Consider the following 14,690-nt stretch of genomic DNA (forward strand, 5'->3'; position numbering starts at 1 on the left):
GCGGCGTGATTGTGGCGCAGCGCACGTCCATCAGACGGCAACCCGGACTTGCGCCGCATCAAAACCCTGCTGCCCTTGCGCCGCGACCATCGGTGCATTCCTGTCGAACCGTGAGGACACCATGCATGACGCTGACCTGGCCCTGGGCACCCTGGCCCGCGCCATTCCCGGTGCGACCCGGGTCTTTCACCTGCACAACCTCGACTTCTGCACCGAAGCCGACCAGACGCTCCGGGCCGCGGCCCAGGCAAGGGGCCTGGACCTTGCCGTGATCGAAGCCGAATTGGCGGCCATCAAGCAGGCCGCCCGCACCCAGGTGAACTGGGCAAGGGCCAGCACGCCGGCGCTGGTGGAGCACCTGCTGGAGCGCTACCACGGCCACCACCGCGTCCAGCTGCCCGAATTGATGCGGCTGGCCCGGCAAGTGGAGGCCGTGCATGCCGACCATCCGGCCTGCCCACGGGGCCTCGTTTCGGTGCTCGAGGGACTGGGCACCGCGCTCGCACAGCACATGCAACTGGAAGAGGACTGCCTGTTCCCGCTGCTCGCCGATGGAGAAGCCCAGCAAGCCCAGGCCGCCATGAACGCCATGCAAAAGGTACACGAGGGCCATGCCAGCGCGCTGGTGCAGCTCGATCGGCTCACGCATGGCTTCACGGCGCCGGACGACGGATCGCCCGAGTGGCGAACCCTCTGCACCGCGCTGCGCCGGTTCAAGGAAGACCTGATGGAGCACATCTACCTGGAGCGCAACGTGCTCTTCGAGCGCGCCCGGAGGCTGGCAAGTTGAACCCGCCTGCGCCACGAAAAAAGCCTGCGCAGAGGCAGGCTTTCAAAGGGAGGCAGGCGAGGCTCAGTCCTGGCAGTGCTGGACGATGTAGTCCTTGACGGCCTGCGTGCTCTTGGGCACCACCACGAAGCGCTTGGGCAGGTCCTCCAGCCCGTCCAGGCCCTGGATCCAGCTCGGACGCTCGGGCTGACGGCCCGTGGCTTCCACGATGGTTTCGGCGAACTTGGCCGGCAGGGCTGTCTCCAGCACCAGCATCGGCACGCCGGCCGAGACGTGCTCACGCGCCACCTTCAGGCCATCGGCCGTGTGGGTGTCGATCATGATGCCGAAGCGCTCGAAGGTGTCCTTGATGGTGGCCAGGCGGTTGGCATGCGTGCTGGTGCCAGACACGAAACCGTAGCCCGGCACGCGGGCGAACTCCTCCGCCGTGAGCGTGAACACGCCGCGCTGCTCGACCTCGTCCTTGAACAGGGCCTTCACGCGGGCGCCATCGCGGCCCAGCAGGTCGAACACGAAACGCTCGAAGTTCGAGGCCTTGCTGATGTCCATCGAGGGCGACGAGGTCTCGTACGTTTCCGCCGAGCCCCGCACGCGGTAGGTGCCGGTGCGGAAGAACTCGTCCAGCACGTTGTTCTCGTTCGTGGCCACCACCAGCTTCTCGACCGGCAGACCCATCATGCGAGCGACGTGGCCGGCGCAGACGTTGCCGAAGTTGCCCGAGGGCACCGTGAAGCTGACCTTCTCGGCGTTCGACTTGGTGGCGTAGAAGTAGCCGGCGAAGTAGTACACGACCTGGGCCAGCAGGCGGGCCCAGTTGATCGAGTTGACCGTGCCGATCTTGTACTTGCGCTTGAACTCGAGGTCGTTCGAGACCGCCTTGACGATGTCCTGCGCGTCGTCGAACACGCCCTCCACCGCCAGGTTGTGGATGTTCGGGTCCTGCAGGCTGAACATCTGGGCCTGCTGGAACGGGCTCATGCGGCCGTTGGGGCTCAGCATGAACACGCGCACGCCCTTCTTGCCGCGCATGGCGTATTCGGCCGCGCTGCCGGTGTCGCCCGAGGTGGCGCCCAGGATGTTGAGCTGCTCGCCACGGCGACCCAGTTGGTATTCGAACAGGTTGCCCAGCAACTGCATGGCCATGTCCTTGAAGGCCAGCGTCGGGCCGTTCGACAGGGCTTCCAGCGCCAGACCGGGCTCGAGCGGCTTCAGCGGCGTGATCTCGTCAAAACCGTACACCGCCTTGGTGTAAGTCTTGGCCGTCAGGGCCTTCAGGTCGGCCGCCGGGATGTCGTCGATGTAGAGCGACAGGATCTCGAAGGCCAGCTCGGCGTACGACAGACCACGCCACTTCGACAGCAGCGCGTCATCGACCTTCGGGTAGGCCACCGGCAGGTACAGGCCGCCGTCCGGAGCCAGGCCTTCCAGCAGGATCTCCGAGAAGCCGCGCCGCGTCTGGTCACCGCGGGTGCTGATGTATTTCATGCCAACTCTTCCTTGCGCAGCTTGACGATCGGGGCGAGCACGGTCGGCAGGGACTGCATCGCAGCCAGCGCGGTGTTCATCGCGCCTTCCTTGGTGTCGTGTGTGAGGATGATGAGGTCGGTCTGGTTGCCGCCCTCGCCGCTCACTTCATCGGCCTCGCGCTGCAGCACCGCGTCGATGCTGATGCCCTGCTCGGCCAGGATGCTCGTGATGCGGGCCAGCACGCCGGTCTGGTCGGCCACGCGCAGGCGCAGGTAGAACGAGGTGACCACCTGCTCGATCGGCAGGATGGGCAGGCTGGACAGCGCATCGGGCTGGAAGGCCAGCGCCGGCACGCGCGACGCGGCAGGTGCCTGAACCTGGCGGGCGATGTCGACCAGGTCGGCCACCACGGCCGAGGCGGTCGGCTCGGAGCCGGCACCCTTGCCGTAATACATGGTGGTGCCCACGGCGTCGCCCTGCACCATCACGGCGTTCATCGCGCCTTCCACATTGGCGATCAGGCGGCGCATCGGCACCAGCGTCGGGTGGGTGCGCAGCTCGATGCCTTCGGCCTGGCGGCGCGCGATGCCCAGCAGCTTGATGCGGTAGCCCAGTTGCTCGGCGTACTTGATGTCGGTGGCCGACAGCTTGGTGATGCCTTCCACATGGGCCTTGTCGAACTGCACCGGCACGCCGAAGGCGATGGCGCTCATGATCGTGGCCTTGTGGGCGGCGTCCACGCCTTCGATGTCGAAGGTCGGGTCGGCTTCGGCGTAACCCAGACGCTGCGCTTCCTTCAGCACCACGTCGAAGTCCAGGCCCTTGTCACGCATCTCGGACAGGATGAAGTTCGTGGTGCCGTTGATGATGCCGGCCACCCACTGGATCTGGTTGGCCGTCAGGCCTTCACGCAGCGCCTTGATGATGGGGATGCCACCGGCCACGGCGGCCTCGAAGGCCACCATCACGCCCTTTTCACGGGCGGCGGCGAAGATCTCGGTGCCGTGCACGGCCAGCAGGGCCTTGTTGGCCGTGACCACGTGCTTGCCAGCCGCAATGGCTTCCAGCACCAGCGCCTTGGCGATGCCGTAGCCACCGATCAGCTCGACCACCACATCCACGTCCGGGCTCGCGATCACTTCGCGGGCGTCGGCCACCACCTTGGCGGCATCACCGACCACGGCCTTGGCGCGCTCGGTGTTCAGGTCGGCCACCATGGTGATCTCGATGCCCCGGCCAGCACGGCGACGGATCTCTTCCTGGTTGCGCTGCAGCACGGTGAAGGTGCCACCGCCGACGGTGCCGATGCCCAGCAGGCCGACGCGCACGGGACGCAGTTGTTCTTGGCTCATGTCGTTCTCTTCTCTCGCTGCGCGCGGCCTTGTGGGCGGCGCGGGTGGGTACAAAGGGGTAAGGGAGGTGCGGGCTCAGGCGTAGCGCTTGCGGTAACCATCCAGGAAGCGCGCAATGCGGCCCACGGCGTCGGTCAGGTCGTCGCTGTTGGGCAGGAAGACCAGGCGGAAGTGGTCAGGGTGGGCCCAATTGAAACCGGTGCCCTGCACGATCAGCACCTTCTCTTCGGCCAGCAACTCGTAAGCAAACTGCTGGTCGTCGGCGATGGGGTACATCTTGGGGTCGAGCCGCGGGAACATGTAGAGCGCGCCCTTGGGCTTGACCACGCTCACGCCCGGGATCTGGGTCAGCAGGTCATAGGCCAGATCGCGCTGCTTGCACAGCCGCCCGCCCGGCGCCACCAGGTCCTTGATGCTCTGGTAGCCCCCCAATGCGGTCTGGATGGCCAGCTGGCCCGGCGTGTTGGCGCACAGGCGCATCGAGGCCAGCATGTTCAGGCCTTCGATGTAGTCGCGGGCATGGCGCTTCTCGCCGGACACCACCATCCAGCCGGCACGGTAGCCGCACGAGCGGTAGTTCTTGCTCAGGCCGTTGAAGGTCAGGAACAGCACATCGTCGGCCAGCGAGGCCATCGAGGTGTGCACGGCGCTGTCGTACAGCGTCTTGTCGTAGATTTCGTCGGCCATCACGATGAGCTGGTGCTCGCGTGCGACCTGGATGATCTCTTTCAGCAGGCTCTCGGGGTAGAGCGCGCCCGTCGGGTTGTTCGGGTTGATGACGACGATGGCCTTGGTCTTCGGCGTGATCTTGGCGCGGATGTCGGCGATGTCGGGATACCAGTCGGACTGCTCGTCGCACAGGTAGTGCACCGGGCGGCCGCCCGACAGCGACACCGCCGCCGTGTACAGCGGGTAATCGGGTGCCGGCAGCAGCACCTCGTCGTCTTCATTCAGCAGCGCATTGAGCGCCATCACGATGAGTTCGGAGGCGCCATTGCCCAGGTAGACGTCGTCCACCGTGACGCCCTTGATGCCCTTTTCCTGGCAGTAGTGCACCACCGACTTGCGCGGCGCGAACAGGCCCTTGCTGTCGGTGTAGCCGGCCGCGCCCGACAGGTTGCGGATCATGTCCTGCACGATCTCGTCGGGCGGCTCGAGCCCGAACACGGCCAGGTTGCCGATGTTGAGCTTGATGATCTTGTGCCCGTCTTCTTCCATCTGGCGCGCCTTGTCCAGCACGGGCCCACGGATGTCGTAGCAGACGTTGGCAAGCTTGCTGGATTTGGCGATCGGCTTCAAAACAGGCTCCGTGGGAGTGCGTGGGGGCTCGGCAGGGCTTCCCTTTCCGTGCGCGACCGCAAAAGCGGCAAGCAGGCACAGACCGCGCTCAAATCGCGGCTTTTTCAGGGAAAGCTACAATTTAACCACACCCTCTCCCGGCCGGCGCAGCCCGTGCGGCCGCCGTGCACCAACCTGCCCACCCGTTCATGAAACTGCATGCCGACCGCGCCGAGGGCGTCAACGTCATCCATGCCTGCGAACCCGGCTCCGTGTCCGTCAATGGCGTGGCCTACACGCACAGCATCCTCATTCCACCCACCGGGCCGGTGCAGCCCTGGGAGCCGGCCGCGCTGGCCGACCTGACGGAAGCGCACTTTGCCCCGCTGGTGGCGGCACGCCCCGAGGTGGTCGTCTTCGGGTCGGGCACCACGCTTCGTTTTCCGCCGCCTGCGGTGCTGCGCGAACTCATGGGCGCACGCATCGGGGTCGAGTCCATGGACACGGCCGCCGCGTGCCGCACGTTCAACATCCTGGTCGGCGAAGGCCGGCAGGTGTGGGCGGCCCTGCTGATCGGGCGCTGAAGTCGCGTCTTCGCGCCTCAGCGACCCGAGTCTGATCCTCCCTCAGGGGGATCCAGCCACACCTCGGGGGGTGTCGGCAGAAGCACTTTATAATCTGAGGCTATTCAATCAGGCTGCTGATTCACCAAGACATGACACCCGCCCTGAACAAACCGTTGCCGGAATTCGAAGCAGTTGCCACTGGGGGCGTGAAGTTCACTCCTCAGGGTTACATCGGTCAGACTGTGGTGCTGTACTTCTACCCGAAGGACCACACCCCTGGCTGCACCACCGAAGCCATGCAGTTCCGCGACAAGCACAAGGAATTCGTGAAGGCCGGGGCCGTGGTGTTCGGCGTTTCACGCGACAACCTGGCCTCGCACGACAAGTTCAAGTCCAACCTCGAACTGCCGTACGAGCTGATTGCCGACACCGAAGAGAAGCTCTGCCACATGTTCGGCGTGGTCAAGAACAAGATCATGTACGGCAAGAAGGTCAAGGGCATCGAGCGCTCCACGTTCCTGATCGGCCCGGACGGCGTGCTGCGCGAAGAGTGGCGCGGCATCAAGGTGGCCGGCCACGTGGACGACGTCCTGAAGGCCGTTCAGAGCCTGAAACAAGAGGCCGCTTGAGCCGGATCTGTGGTGTGCACGCCAGACTTCGCGGTAAAGAAGCGTAAACGAGGCGGCTCACCATCACAGCAAGGGCGTCCCCGAGGCGCCCTTTGTTTTGCCCGCCTGCGACTGTCCAGGATGACACGTTTGTGACCTGTCGGGGGCGGCTGTCACGCCGCCGCCACGCCGGGGGCTCACGCCCGGGATACCGCGCTGGCGGGCGGGCACGGTGTGTGCATAATCGATCGCATGCCCCTGCGCATTGACTGTTTCCCCGCCGACGTCCGACCTGCCTGGCATCGCCCCTGCGATCATCAGGTCGACCCGAACGAGGCCGCACACCGCCCTGTGCGGCCTTTTTGTTTGCCCCAACCCGACGGACTTCACCATGCCTCTGCCCAAGCCGCCCACCAAACGCGCTGACATGCTGACCGAGGAGGACTACGCCTCGCAGCCCAAACCGGCCAAGGCAAGCCGCTCGAAAGCCGGCACCCGTACCACCGACGCGGCGCCCCCGGCCCTGCCCGAGGTCGCGTCGCCCGCCGCCCCGGTGCTGGAGCTGGTCAAGCCGCAAGGCCACACTGCCCGCAACACGGCGCCGGTGCAGCGCACGCCCGTCGTGGCGGCGCCGCGCACGGCCCCGATCGTGGCCGACAAGGTCAATGCGCCGGCTGCGCCCACGCCCGAACCATCCAGCGCCAGCAAGGCGCGCACCGCCGCGACCACCGGGGGCAGCCGCCGCCGCAAGGTGGACGACGGCCCGGCCAAGCTGTTCGTGCTGGACACGAACGTGCTGCTGCACGACCCGATGTCGCTGTTCCGTTTCGAAGAACACGACATCTACCTGCCCATGATCACGCTGGAAGAGCTGGACGGGCACAAGAAGGGCATGACCGAGGTGGCGCGCAACGCCCGTCAGGTCAGCCGGGATCTGGACGCGCTGGCCGCCGACATGAGCAACCGCCAGCAGGTGGCGCCCGACTCGGGCATCACACTGGCCAAGACCGGCCACGTCGAAGCCAAGGGCAAGCTGTACTTCCAGACCACGGGCATGGCGATCGAGCTGCCCATGGGGCTGCCCCAGGGCAAGGCCGACAACCAGATCCTGGGGGTGGTGCAGGCGCTGCGCAACGAGCACCCGGGCCGCGAAGTGGTGCTGGTGTCGAAAGACATCAACATGCGCATCAAGGCCCGCGCGCTGGGCCTGCCCGCCGAGGACTATTTCAACGACAAGACGCTGGAAGACGGCGACCTGCTCTACACCGGCGTGCTGCCGCTGCCCGGCGACTTCTGGGAGCGCCACGCCAAGGGCATGGAAAGCTGGCAGCAAGGTGGCATCACCTACTACCGGATCACCGGGCCCATGGTGCCGTCGCTGTTGATCAACCAGTTCGTGTACTACGAGAGCCCGGGCGCCGCGCCCTGGTACGGCAAGGTCACCGAGATCACCGGCAAGTCGGCCGTGCTGCGCACGCTGAAGGACTACACGAACCAGAAGCACTCTGTGTGGGGCGTGTCGGCACGCAACCGCGAGCAGAACTTCGCGCTGAACCTGCTGATGGACCCCGACTGCGACTTCGTGACGCTGACGGGCTCGGCCGGCACCGGCAAGACACTGATGACGCTGGCCTCGGCGCTGAGCCAGGTGCTCGACGAGCGCCGCTACACCGAGATCATCGTCACCCGCGTGACCGTGCCGGTGGGCGAGGACATCGGCTTCCTGCCGGGCACGGAAGAAGAGAAGATGTCGCCGTGGATGGGCGCGCTGGACGACAACCTGGAAGTGCTGGCCCGCGGCGACAGCAGTGCCGGTGAATGGGGGCGTGCGGCCACCAACGAACTGGTGCGCAGCAAGATCAAGATCAAGAGCATGAACTTCATGCGGGGTCGCACCTTCCTGAACAAGTTCCTGATCATCGACGAGGCGCAGAACCTCACGCCCAAGCAGATGAAGACGCTGATCACGCGAGCAGGTCCGGGCACCAAGATCGTCTGCCTGGGGAACCTAGCGCAGATCGACACGCCTTATCTGACCGAGGGCTCGTCGGGCCTGACCTACGCGGTCGACAAGTTCAAGGGCTGGCCGCACAGCGGGCACGTGACGCTGGCGCGGGGCGAGCGTTCGCGCCTGGCCGACTTCGCTTCGGAAGTGCTCTGACGCACGATCGGCACCACGCCACACAGAAAGCCGAGGCACCGTCCTCGGCTTTTTTTCGTCTGCCATGGCCAAGCCGGGGCGGTTTTCCCTAGGATGCATGTCTGTGTCTGCCTCGCCCCCGCCCGTCATCCGCCCCCTGCTGCATGCCGACCTGCCCGGCGTGCTGGACATCCAGGCCGCCTGCTATGGCGAAGGCTTCGTCGAGCCGGTAGACGCCTTTGCCAACAAGCTGCGCCAGGCGCCCGACACGTGCTGGGGGGTCGATCATCGCGGCCAGCTGAGGGCGTATCTCTTTTGCCTGCCCGTCACGCCGCACAACCTGCCGGCGTTGCACGCGACCGCATGGCAACGGCCCGCGGAGCCCGGCTGGCTGTATCTGCACGACATGGCGGTGCACCCCGAAGCCCGTGCGCTGGGGCTGGCCAGCCGCCTTCTGGACGCGGCGCGGCAACAGGCCCACGCGCTGGGCTGCGACGCCATGGTGCTGGTGGCCGTGCAGGGCTCGGTGCCTTACTGGGCGCGGCACGGCTTCTCGGTGGTGGAGGCCGAGGGCCCGCTTGCCGACAAGCTCCGCAGCTTCGGAGATGAAGCGTGTTTCATGCAGCAGAACCTGCGTTGAACGGAGCCCATCGCATGCCTCGCCGGTGTTTTCGCGGGGCTTGCGGTGTATCAAATCAGTCGATTGATTGATTGAGCCCGCGGTGTCATGCTGCGATCTGTTGCCAGGGTTTCCCCTGCACCCAAGCCACAGGATCCGCGATGACACCCGTCACCTTCCAGACGCCTGCCAGCCACACGCACGCCCCCCTGCCTGAATCCTCACGCGGCGCCCTCGCCCGCGACCGCATGCTGATGGCCGCCCTTGATCTGTTCGGCCGCCACGGCTTCGAAGCAACCACCACGCGCATGGTGGCCCAGCAGGCCGGCATGAACCTGGGCGCCATCCCGTACTACTTCGGCTCGAAGGACGATCTGTACGGGCAGGCGGCTGCCTGGCTGGCTGACTACATTTCCGACCGCATGCGCGAGCCGCTCGCCCACTTGCAGGCCGCTTGCGAAGAGGAAACCGACCCGATCGCGCTGGTGGACCACCTGGTGCAATTCATGCAGGCGCATGCACGGTCGCTGCTGGCCGATGCGGCGCCGGCCAGCTGGATCCAGTTCTACATGCGTGCTCAGACCGAATGCGATGCCGCCTTCGAGCGGCTGTTCGAACAGGTGATCTCGCCCAGCCACGACACCGTGTGTGGCGTGCTGGCTCGGGTCATGCACCTGCCGGCGGACCACCCGCGCACGCGGGCACTGGCCTACCTCGCCTTTCACCAGTCGGTGTGCTTCCGCCTCACCGGCGATGTGCTGCTGCGGCGGCTGGGTTGGGACGGTTTCACCCCGCCACGCATCGAGATGCTGCTGGAGACCATCGGCACGGCACTGCGCGACCAACTGCTGGGCGCCGCCCGCCGGGGAGCCCAGGCATGAAGCGCCCCGTGATCACCACCATGGTGCTGGTCTGCGCAGCGGCAGCCGCCGGCGCCGCGGGCTACTGGTACGTGGCCCACCGCGACGATCTGCCGGCCGGCATTGCACGCAGCAACGGCCGCCTGGAAGTCGAGCGGATCGAGGTGGCGGCCAAGTACCCGGGGCGCATCGTCGACCTGCCAGTGCGTGAGGGCGACGTCGTGCGCGCGGGCGATCTGATCGCGCGACAGGACAGCAGCGAGCTGCAGGCGCAACGGGCCGCCGTGGAGGCCGCCCGGGAACGGGCCACCAATGCCATGGCCCGCGCCAGGGCCGAAACCGCCGTGCGCCAGGTACAGGCCCGGCTGGCGCAGCTGGAGCTCGACCACACCGCCACGCTGCGCCGCGATGAGCTGGTGTCGGTGGCCGAGGTCGACCGCCGCACCGCCCAGCGTGACGGCGAGCGCGCGGGGGTGATGGTGGCCACCGCGGCCATCGGTGAGGCCACCGCCGCCCGTGCCGAGGCCGACGCGCAGATCCGCCGCATCGACGTGGCGATTGCCGACATGAGCCTGCGCGCGCCGGTGGACGGCCGCATCGAGTACCGCGTGGTCGAGCCAGGCTCGGTCATCCCTTCCGGCGGACGCGTGGCCACGCTGCTGGACACCAGCCAGGTCCACATGACCGTGTTCCTGCCGACGTCGGTGGCGGGTCGCTTGAAGGTGGGCGATGAGGCCCGGCTTCAGCTGGACGCAGCGCCCGACTACACGCTGCCCGCGCACGTGACCTTCGTGGCCGCCGAAGCGCAGTTCACGCCGAAGTATGTCGAGACCGCGACCGAGCGCGACAAGCTGGTCTACCGCGTGAAGCTGGCCGTGCCGCGCGCGCTGGCGCAGCAGCACGCCGGCTTTGTGAAGGCCGGGTTGACGGGCTATGCCTATGTGCGCACGGACGCGCGGGTGGCCTGGCCGGCCCCACTGGCCGTCAAGCTGCCCGGTGTGGCGCCGGCGGCCGCGCCGGCGGCCGCGCCGGCCTCGGCGTCTGCCCACTGAGCGCACCAGGCCCATGACGGACACCGGCATCCTCCCGAACATGCCGCCCTCACACGCCCTCGCGGTCGACGTGCAGGGCGTGTCGCATCGCCATGGCGAGACCCTCGCGCTGGATGACGTGAGCCTGCAACTGCCCGCAGGCCGGACCATCGGCCTGGTCGGCCCGGATGGCGTGGGCAAGTCGACGCTGCTGTCGCTGATGGCGGGCGTGCGGCGCCTGCAGCAGGGCCAGGTGCAGGTGCTCGGGCTGGACGTGGCCTGGGCCGCCGACCGGCATCGGCTCGCGCCGCGCGTGGCCTTCATGCCGCAGGGGCTGGGCCGCAACCTGTACCCCACGCTGTCGGTGGCCGAGAACATCGACTTCTTCGCGCGCCTGTTCGGTCAGGGCGCACACGAGCGGGCCGCCCGCAGCCAGCGCCTGATGGACGCGACCGGCCTGTCGCCCTTCCGGGACCGCCCGGCCGGCAAGCTGTCGGGCGGCATGAAGCAGAAGCTGGGGCTGTGCTGTGCGCTGGTCCACGACCCGGACCTGCTGATCCTCGATGAGCCGACCACGGGGGTCGACCCGCTGTCGCGCCGGCAGTTCTGGGCACTGGTCGAAGCCTTGCGCCAGGAACGTCCCGGCATGACGGTAATCGTCGCCACCGCCTACATGGAAGAAGCCGAGCGCTTCGAGGTGCTGGTGGCCATGGACGCCGGCCGCGTGCTGGTGTGCAAGCCCACGGCCGACGTGCTCGCCACGGCCCCCCAGGGCACGCTGGAATCGGCCTACATCGCGATGCTGCCACCCGCGCGGCGCGGCAGTGGCGAGCCGCTGGTCATCCCGCCGCGCGCGCCGTCCGACGGGCCGGCCGCCATCGAGGCCCGCCACCTCACGCGGCGCTTCGGCGACTTCGTGGCGGTCAGCGATGTGAGCTTCCGCATCGAACGGGGCGAGATCTTTGGCTTCCTCGGCTCGAACGGCTGCGGCAAGACGACAACGATGAAGATGCTGACCGGGTTGCTCGACATCAGCAGTGGCGAGGCGAGCCTGCTGGGCCAGCCGATCAACGCCCGGGATCTGGCCACGCGGATGCGCGTGGGCTACATGTCGCAGGCCTTCTCGCTGTATGAAGAGCTGAGCGTGGTGCACAACCTGCGTCTGCACGCGCAGCTGTACCGGATGGACAGCGATGCAGCCGACCGCGCGATTGCCCAGGCCCTGACGCAGTTCGAGCTGGCCGACCATGCCGAGGCCATGCCCTCGGCGCTGCCGCTGGGCATCCGCCAGAGGCTGCAGCTGGCCGCGGCCTGTCTGCACCGGCCCGAGGTGCTGATCCTCGACGAACCGACCTCGGGGGTGGACCCGGCGGCGCGCGACCTGTTCTGGCGGCATCTGGTGCGGCTGTCGCGCGACGAGCAGGTCACCATCTTCGTGTCCACCCACTTCATGAACGAGGCCGAGCGCTGCGACCGCATCTCGCTGATGCACCGCGGCACGGTGCTGGCCGTGGGCTCGCCGGAAGACCTGCGCCAGCAGCATGGCGCTCCCACACTGGAAGCCGCCTTCATCACCTGCCTGGAAGCCGCCGACACCACGGTGCAGGCCGCCCGGGATGCCGCTCAGGCCGACACCCGCTCATCCAGTGAGCCACAGCCGGATACGGCCACCACAGCGCAAGCGCCCGATGCCGGCCGCGCGGCACGACTCGGCTGGCTGGCCCGCATGTGGGCTTTTGCCCGGCGCGAAGGCATGGAGCTGCGCCGTGACCGCATCCGCCTGACCTTTGCGCTGCTGGGCCCCATCATCCTGCTGCTGACCGCGGCCTGGGCCATCTCGTTCGACATCGAGCGTGTGGCCTTTGCGGTGCTGGACCACGATCAGAGCCACGACAGCCGCCAGCTCATCTCGCATTTCGAGGGCTCGCGCTACTTCGTGCAGAAGCCGCCCCTGCACGACATGGCCGAGATCAGCCCGCGGCTGCAGCGGCGCGACGTGCTGCTCGTGATCGACATTCCGCCCGGCTACGGTCGCGACCTGCTGGCCGGCCGGCAGCCGGAAGTGGGCTTCTACATCGACGGCGCACAGCCCTTCACCGCCGAGAACATCCGCGGCTATGCGCGCGGCATCCTGCTGGAGCACGCGATGCGCCTGTCGCGCGAGACCCCGGGCGTGACGCCGGTTGCCCTGCCCGCCGGGTTCGAGCCGCGCTTCGTCTACAACCCGTCGTTCCGCAGCATCTACGCCTTCACGCCCGGCCTGCTGATGCTGTGCCTGATCATCATCCCGAGCATGCTGACCGCGCTGGGCGTGGTGCGCGAGAAGGAGATGGGCTCGATCGTGAACCTGTACGCCTCGCCGGCCACGGTGGCGCAGTTCCTGATCGGCAAGCAACTGCCCTACATCGCGCTGGCCATGCTGAGCTACCTGACGCTGGTGGGCCTGTCCGTCACGCTGCTGCAGGTGCCGCTCAAGGGCAGCTTCATCGCGCTCAGCCTCGGGGCGCTGTGCTTCGTGTTCGCCGGCACGGCGCTGGGGCTGCTGGTGTCGGCCTTTCTGCGTTCGCAGGTGGCGGCCACATTCGCCACGGCCATCCTCTGCATGATCCCCTCGGTGAACTTTTCGGGGCTGCTGTACCCGGTGTCGACGCTGGAGGGCAGCGCGCGCTGGGTGGGGCTGGGTTTTCCGTCGTCGTGGTTCCAGCTGATCAGCCTGGGCACCTTCACCAAGGGCCTGGGGCTGGAGAGCTTCGGGCCGATGTACGCCGCGCTGCTGGGCTTCGGTGTGCTGTACCTGACCGCCGCGCGGCTGGCCGTGCGCAAGCAGGAGACCTGAGGCCATGCGGCAATGGATCCTCAACGTGCTGCGCCTGTCGGGCAAGGAGTTGCGCAGCCTGGCCGGCGACCTGCCGCTGATGGCGCTCATCGTCTTCGCGTTCTCGGTGGCCATCTACAGCACGGCCAAGGGGGTGAAGGCGGAGGTGGCCAACGCTTCGGTGGGCATCATCGACGGCGACCGCTCGGCGCTGTCGCACCGCCTGCGCGACGCCATCCGACCGCCCTACTTCAAGCCCCCGGTGGACACCACGCCGCAGGCCGCCGCCCCGGCCATGGACCGCGGCGACCTGATCTTCGTGATCGACATCCCGCCGCGCTTCGAGGCCGATGTGCTGGCCGGCCGCGCGCCCACCGTGCAGGTGCTGGTCGACGCCACCGCCATGACCCAGGCCGGCCTGGGTGTGGTCTACCTCAACGAAATCTTCTACCGCGAACTGCTCGATTTCTTCCACCAGCAGGGCATCGAGGCGCGCCTGCCCACCCGGCCGGTGATGCACGTGCTCTACAACCCCAACACCCAGTCGCACTGGTTCACGGCCGTCATGCAGATCGTGACCAACGTGACGGTGCTGGCCATCATCCTGGTGGGCGCGGCGGTGATCCGCGAGCGCGAGCACGGCACCATCGAGCACCTGCTGGTCATGCCCGTGCGCCCGAGCGAGATCGCCCTCGCCAAGATCATCGCCAACGGCGCCGTGATCGTGCTGGCCGTGATGCTGTCGCTGTGGCTGGTGGTGCACCTGTGGCTGGGCGTGCCGCTGGCCGGCTCGGTGCCCCTCATCCTGCTGGCCACCACGGTCTACCTCTTTGCCGTCACGGCGCTCGGGATCATGCTGGCCACGCTCGCGTCGTCGATGCCACAGTTCGGGCTGCTGTCGTCGCCGGTGTACGCGGTGCTGTACCTGCTGTCGGGCGCCGCCACGCCGGTGGAAAGCATGCCGCCGCGCGTGCAGCAGCTGGTGCAGTTCTCGCCCACCACGCAGTTCGTGCGGCTCGTGCAGTCGGTGCTGTACCGGGACGCCGGGCTCGACATCGTCTGGCCACAGTTGCTGATCGTGACCGCGGCCGGCGCCTTCTTCCTCGTCATCGCGCTGTCGCGTTTCAGATCGATGCTGGCCCGACAGGGCTGATGCCAACCCAG

At 67.5% G+C, this 14,690-nt stretch carries 12 protein-coding genes; 9 read left to right on the top strand and 3 right to left on the bottom strand.

The features are described from left to right. The first annotated feature begins 121 nt into the window (after positions 1-121). Positions 122-790: a DUF542 domain-containing protein gene (locus DEH84_RS11385; protein ID WP_109036960.1), complete on the top strand. Its 669-nt coding sequence runs from the start codon at positions 122-124 to the stop codon at positions 788-790. Between the two features lie 63 nt (positions 791-853). On the opposite strand, the gene thrC is transcribed toward DEH84_RS11385, so the two are convergent. From thrC to DEH84_RS11400, 3 genes are all read right to left on the bottom strand, one after another. Then, positions 854-2,275 carry a threonine synthase gene (thrC, locus tag DEH84_RS11390; protein WP_109036961.1) on the bottom strand — a complete coding sequence of 474 codons (1,422 nt, stop codon included), beginning with the start codon at positions 2,273-2,275 and terminating at the stop codon, positions 854-856. Continuing rightward, positions 2,272-3,594, bottom strand: a complete 1,323-nt coding sequence (locus DEH84_RS11395; RefSeq protein ID WP_109038348.1) for a homoserine dehydrogenase — start codon at positions 3,592-3,594, stop codon at positions 2,272-2,274. The genes thrC and DEH84_RS11395 overlap by 4 nt, the downstream gene beginning before the upstream one ends. 90 nt (positions 3,595-3,684) lie before the next feature. Further along, positions 3,685-4,908 (bottom strand): pyridoxal phosphate-dependent aminotransferase, encoded by a 1,224-nt coding sequence (locus DEH84_RS11400; protein ID WP_109036962.1) that lies wholly within the window; start codon positions 4,906-4,908, stop codon positions 3,685-3,687. Positions 4,909-5,096: 188 nt separating this feature from the next. Between DEH84_RS11400 and DEH84_RS11405 the strand changes: the two genes are divergently transcribed. From DEH84_RS11405 to DEH84_RS11440, 8 genes are all read left to right on the top strand, one after another. Beyond that, complete coding sequence (locus DEH84_RS11405; RefSeq protein ID WP_109036963.1) at positions 5,097-5,471, top strand: Mth938-like domain-containing protein; 375 nt, start codon at positions 5,097-5,099, stop codon at positions 5,469-5,471. 131 nt (positions 5,472-5,602) lie between these two features. After that, entirely contained in the window at positions 5,603-6,082 is a 480-nt protein-coding gene (locus DEH84_RS11410; protein ID WP_109036964.1) for a peroxiredoxin, read from the top strand. A 370-nt stretch (positions 6,083-6,452) separates the two neighbouring features. Next, the gene (locus DEH84_RS11415) at positions 6,453-8,222 is read left to right on the top strand and encodes a PhoH family protein (RefSeq protein ID WP_109036965.1); all 1,770 of its coding nucleotides are present in this window, start codon (positions 6,453-6,455) and stop codon (positions 8,220-8,222) included. A gap of 97 nt (positions 8,223-8,319) precedes the next feature. Beyond that, positions 8,320-8,841, top strand: coding sequence for a GNAT family N-acetyltransferase (locus tag DEH84_RS11420; protein WP_159098937.1), 522 nt, complete (start codon positions 8,320-8,322; stop codon positions 8,839-8,841). Positions 8,842-8,981: 140 nt separating this feature from the next. After that, on the top strand, positions 8,982-9,701 hold the full coding sequence (locus DEH84_RS11425; protein WP_109036967.1) for a CerR family C-terminal domain-containing protein: 720 nt from the start codon (positions 8,982-8,984) through the stop codon (positions 9,699-9,701). Continuing rightward, positions 9,698-10,732 (top strand): HlyD family secretion protein, encoded by a 1,035-nt coding sequence (locus DEH84_RS11430; protein WP_109036968.1) that lies wholly within the window; start codon positions 9,698-9,700, stop codon positions 10,730-10,732. The genes DEH84_RS11425 and DEH84_RS11430 overlap by 4 nt, the downstream gene beginning before the upstream one ends. 13 nt (positions 10,733-10,745) lie before the next feature. Continuing rightward, positions 10,746-13,547, top strand: coding sequence for a ribosome-associated ATPase/putative transporter RbbA (rbbA, locus tag DEH84_RS11435; protein WP_245932570.1), 2,802 nt, complete (start codon positions 10,746-10,748; stop codon positions 13,545-13,547). A 4-nt stretch (positions 13,548-13,551) separates the two neighbouring features. Then, positions 13,552-14,679: an ABC transporter permease gene (locus DEH84_RS11440; RefSeq protein WP_109036969.1), complete on the top strand. Its 1,128-nt coding sequence runs from the start codon at positions 13,552-13,554 to the stop codon at positions 14,677-14,679. Positions 14,680-14,690 lie beyond the last annotated feature (11 nt).

Origin of the sequence: Aquabacterium olei (assembly GCF_003100395.1) — a bacterium.
Classification (GTDB): domain Bacteria; phylum Pseudomonadota; class Gammaproteobacteria; order Burkholderiales; family Burkholderiaceae_C; genus Aquabacterium; species Aquabacterium olei.

Excerpts from the sequence above, each read along its gene's own strand:
- DEH84_RS11385 (WP_109036960.1), top strand. The coding sequence starts at position 122 with ATGCATGACGCTGACCTGGCCCTGGGCACCCTGGCCCGCGCCATTCCC.
- thrC (WP_109036961.1), bottom strand. The coding sequence starts at position 2,275 with ATGAAATACATCAGCACCCGCGGTGACCAGACGCGGCGCGGCTTCTCG.
- DEH84_RS11405 (WP_109036963.1), top strand. The coding sequence starts at position 5,097 with ATGAAACTGCATGCCGACCGCGCCGAGGGCGTCAACGTCATCCATGCC.
- DEH84_RS11410 (WP_109036964.1), top strand. The coding sequence starts at position 5,603 with ATGACACCCGCCCTGAACAAACCGTTGCCGGAATTCGAAGCAGTTGCC.
- DEH84_RS11415 (WP_109036965.1), top strand. The coding sequence starts at position 6,453 with ATGCCTCTGCCCAAGCCGCCCACCAAACGCGCTGACATGCTGACCGAG.
- DEH84_RS11420 (WP_159098937.1), top strand. The coding sequence starts at position 8,320 with ATGTCTGTGTCTGCCTCGCCCCCGCCCGTCATCCGCCCCCTGCTGCAT.
- DEH84_RS11425 (WP_109036967.1), top strand. The coding sequence starts at position 8,982 with ATGACACCCGTCACCTTCCAGACGCCTGCCAGCCACACGCACGCCCCC.
- DEH84_RS11430 (WP_109036968.1), top strand. The coding sequence starts at position 9,698 with ATGAAGCGCCCCGTGATCACCACCATGGTGCTGGTCTGCGCAGCGGCA.
- rbbA (WP_245932570.1), top strand. The coding sequence starts at position 10,746 with ATGACGGACACCGGCATCCTCCCGAACATGCCGCCCTCACACGCCCTC.
- DEH84_RS11440 (WP_109036969.1), top strand. The coding sequence starts at position 13,552 with ATGCGGCAATGGATCCTCAACGTGCTGCGCCTGTCGGGCAAGGAGTTG.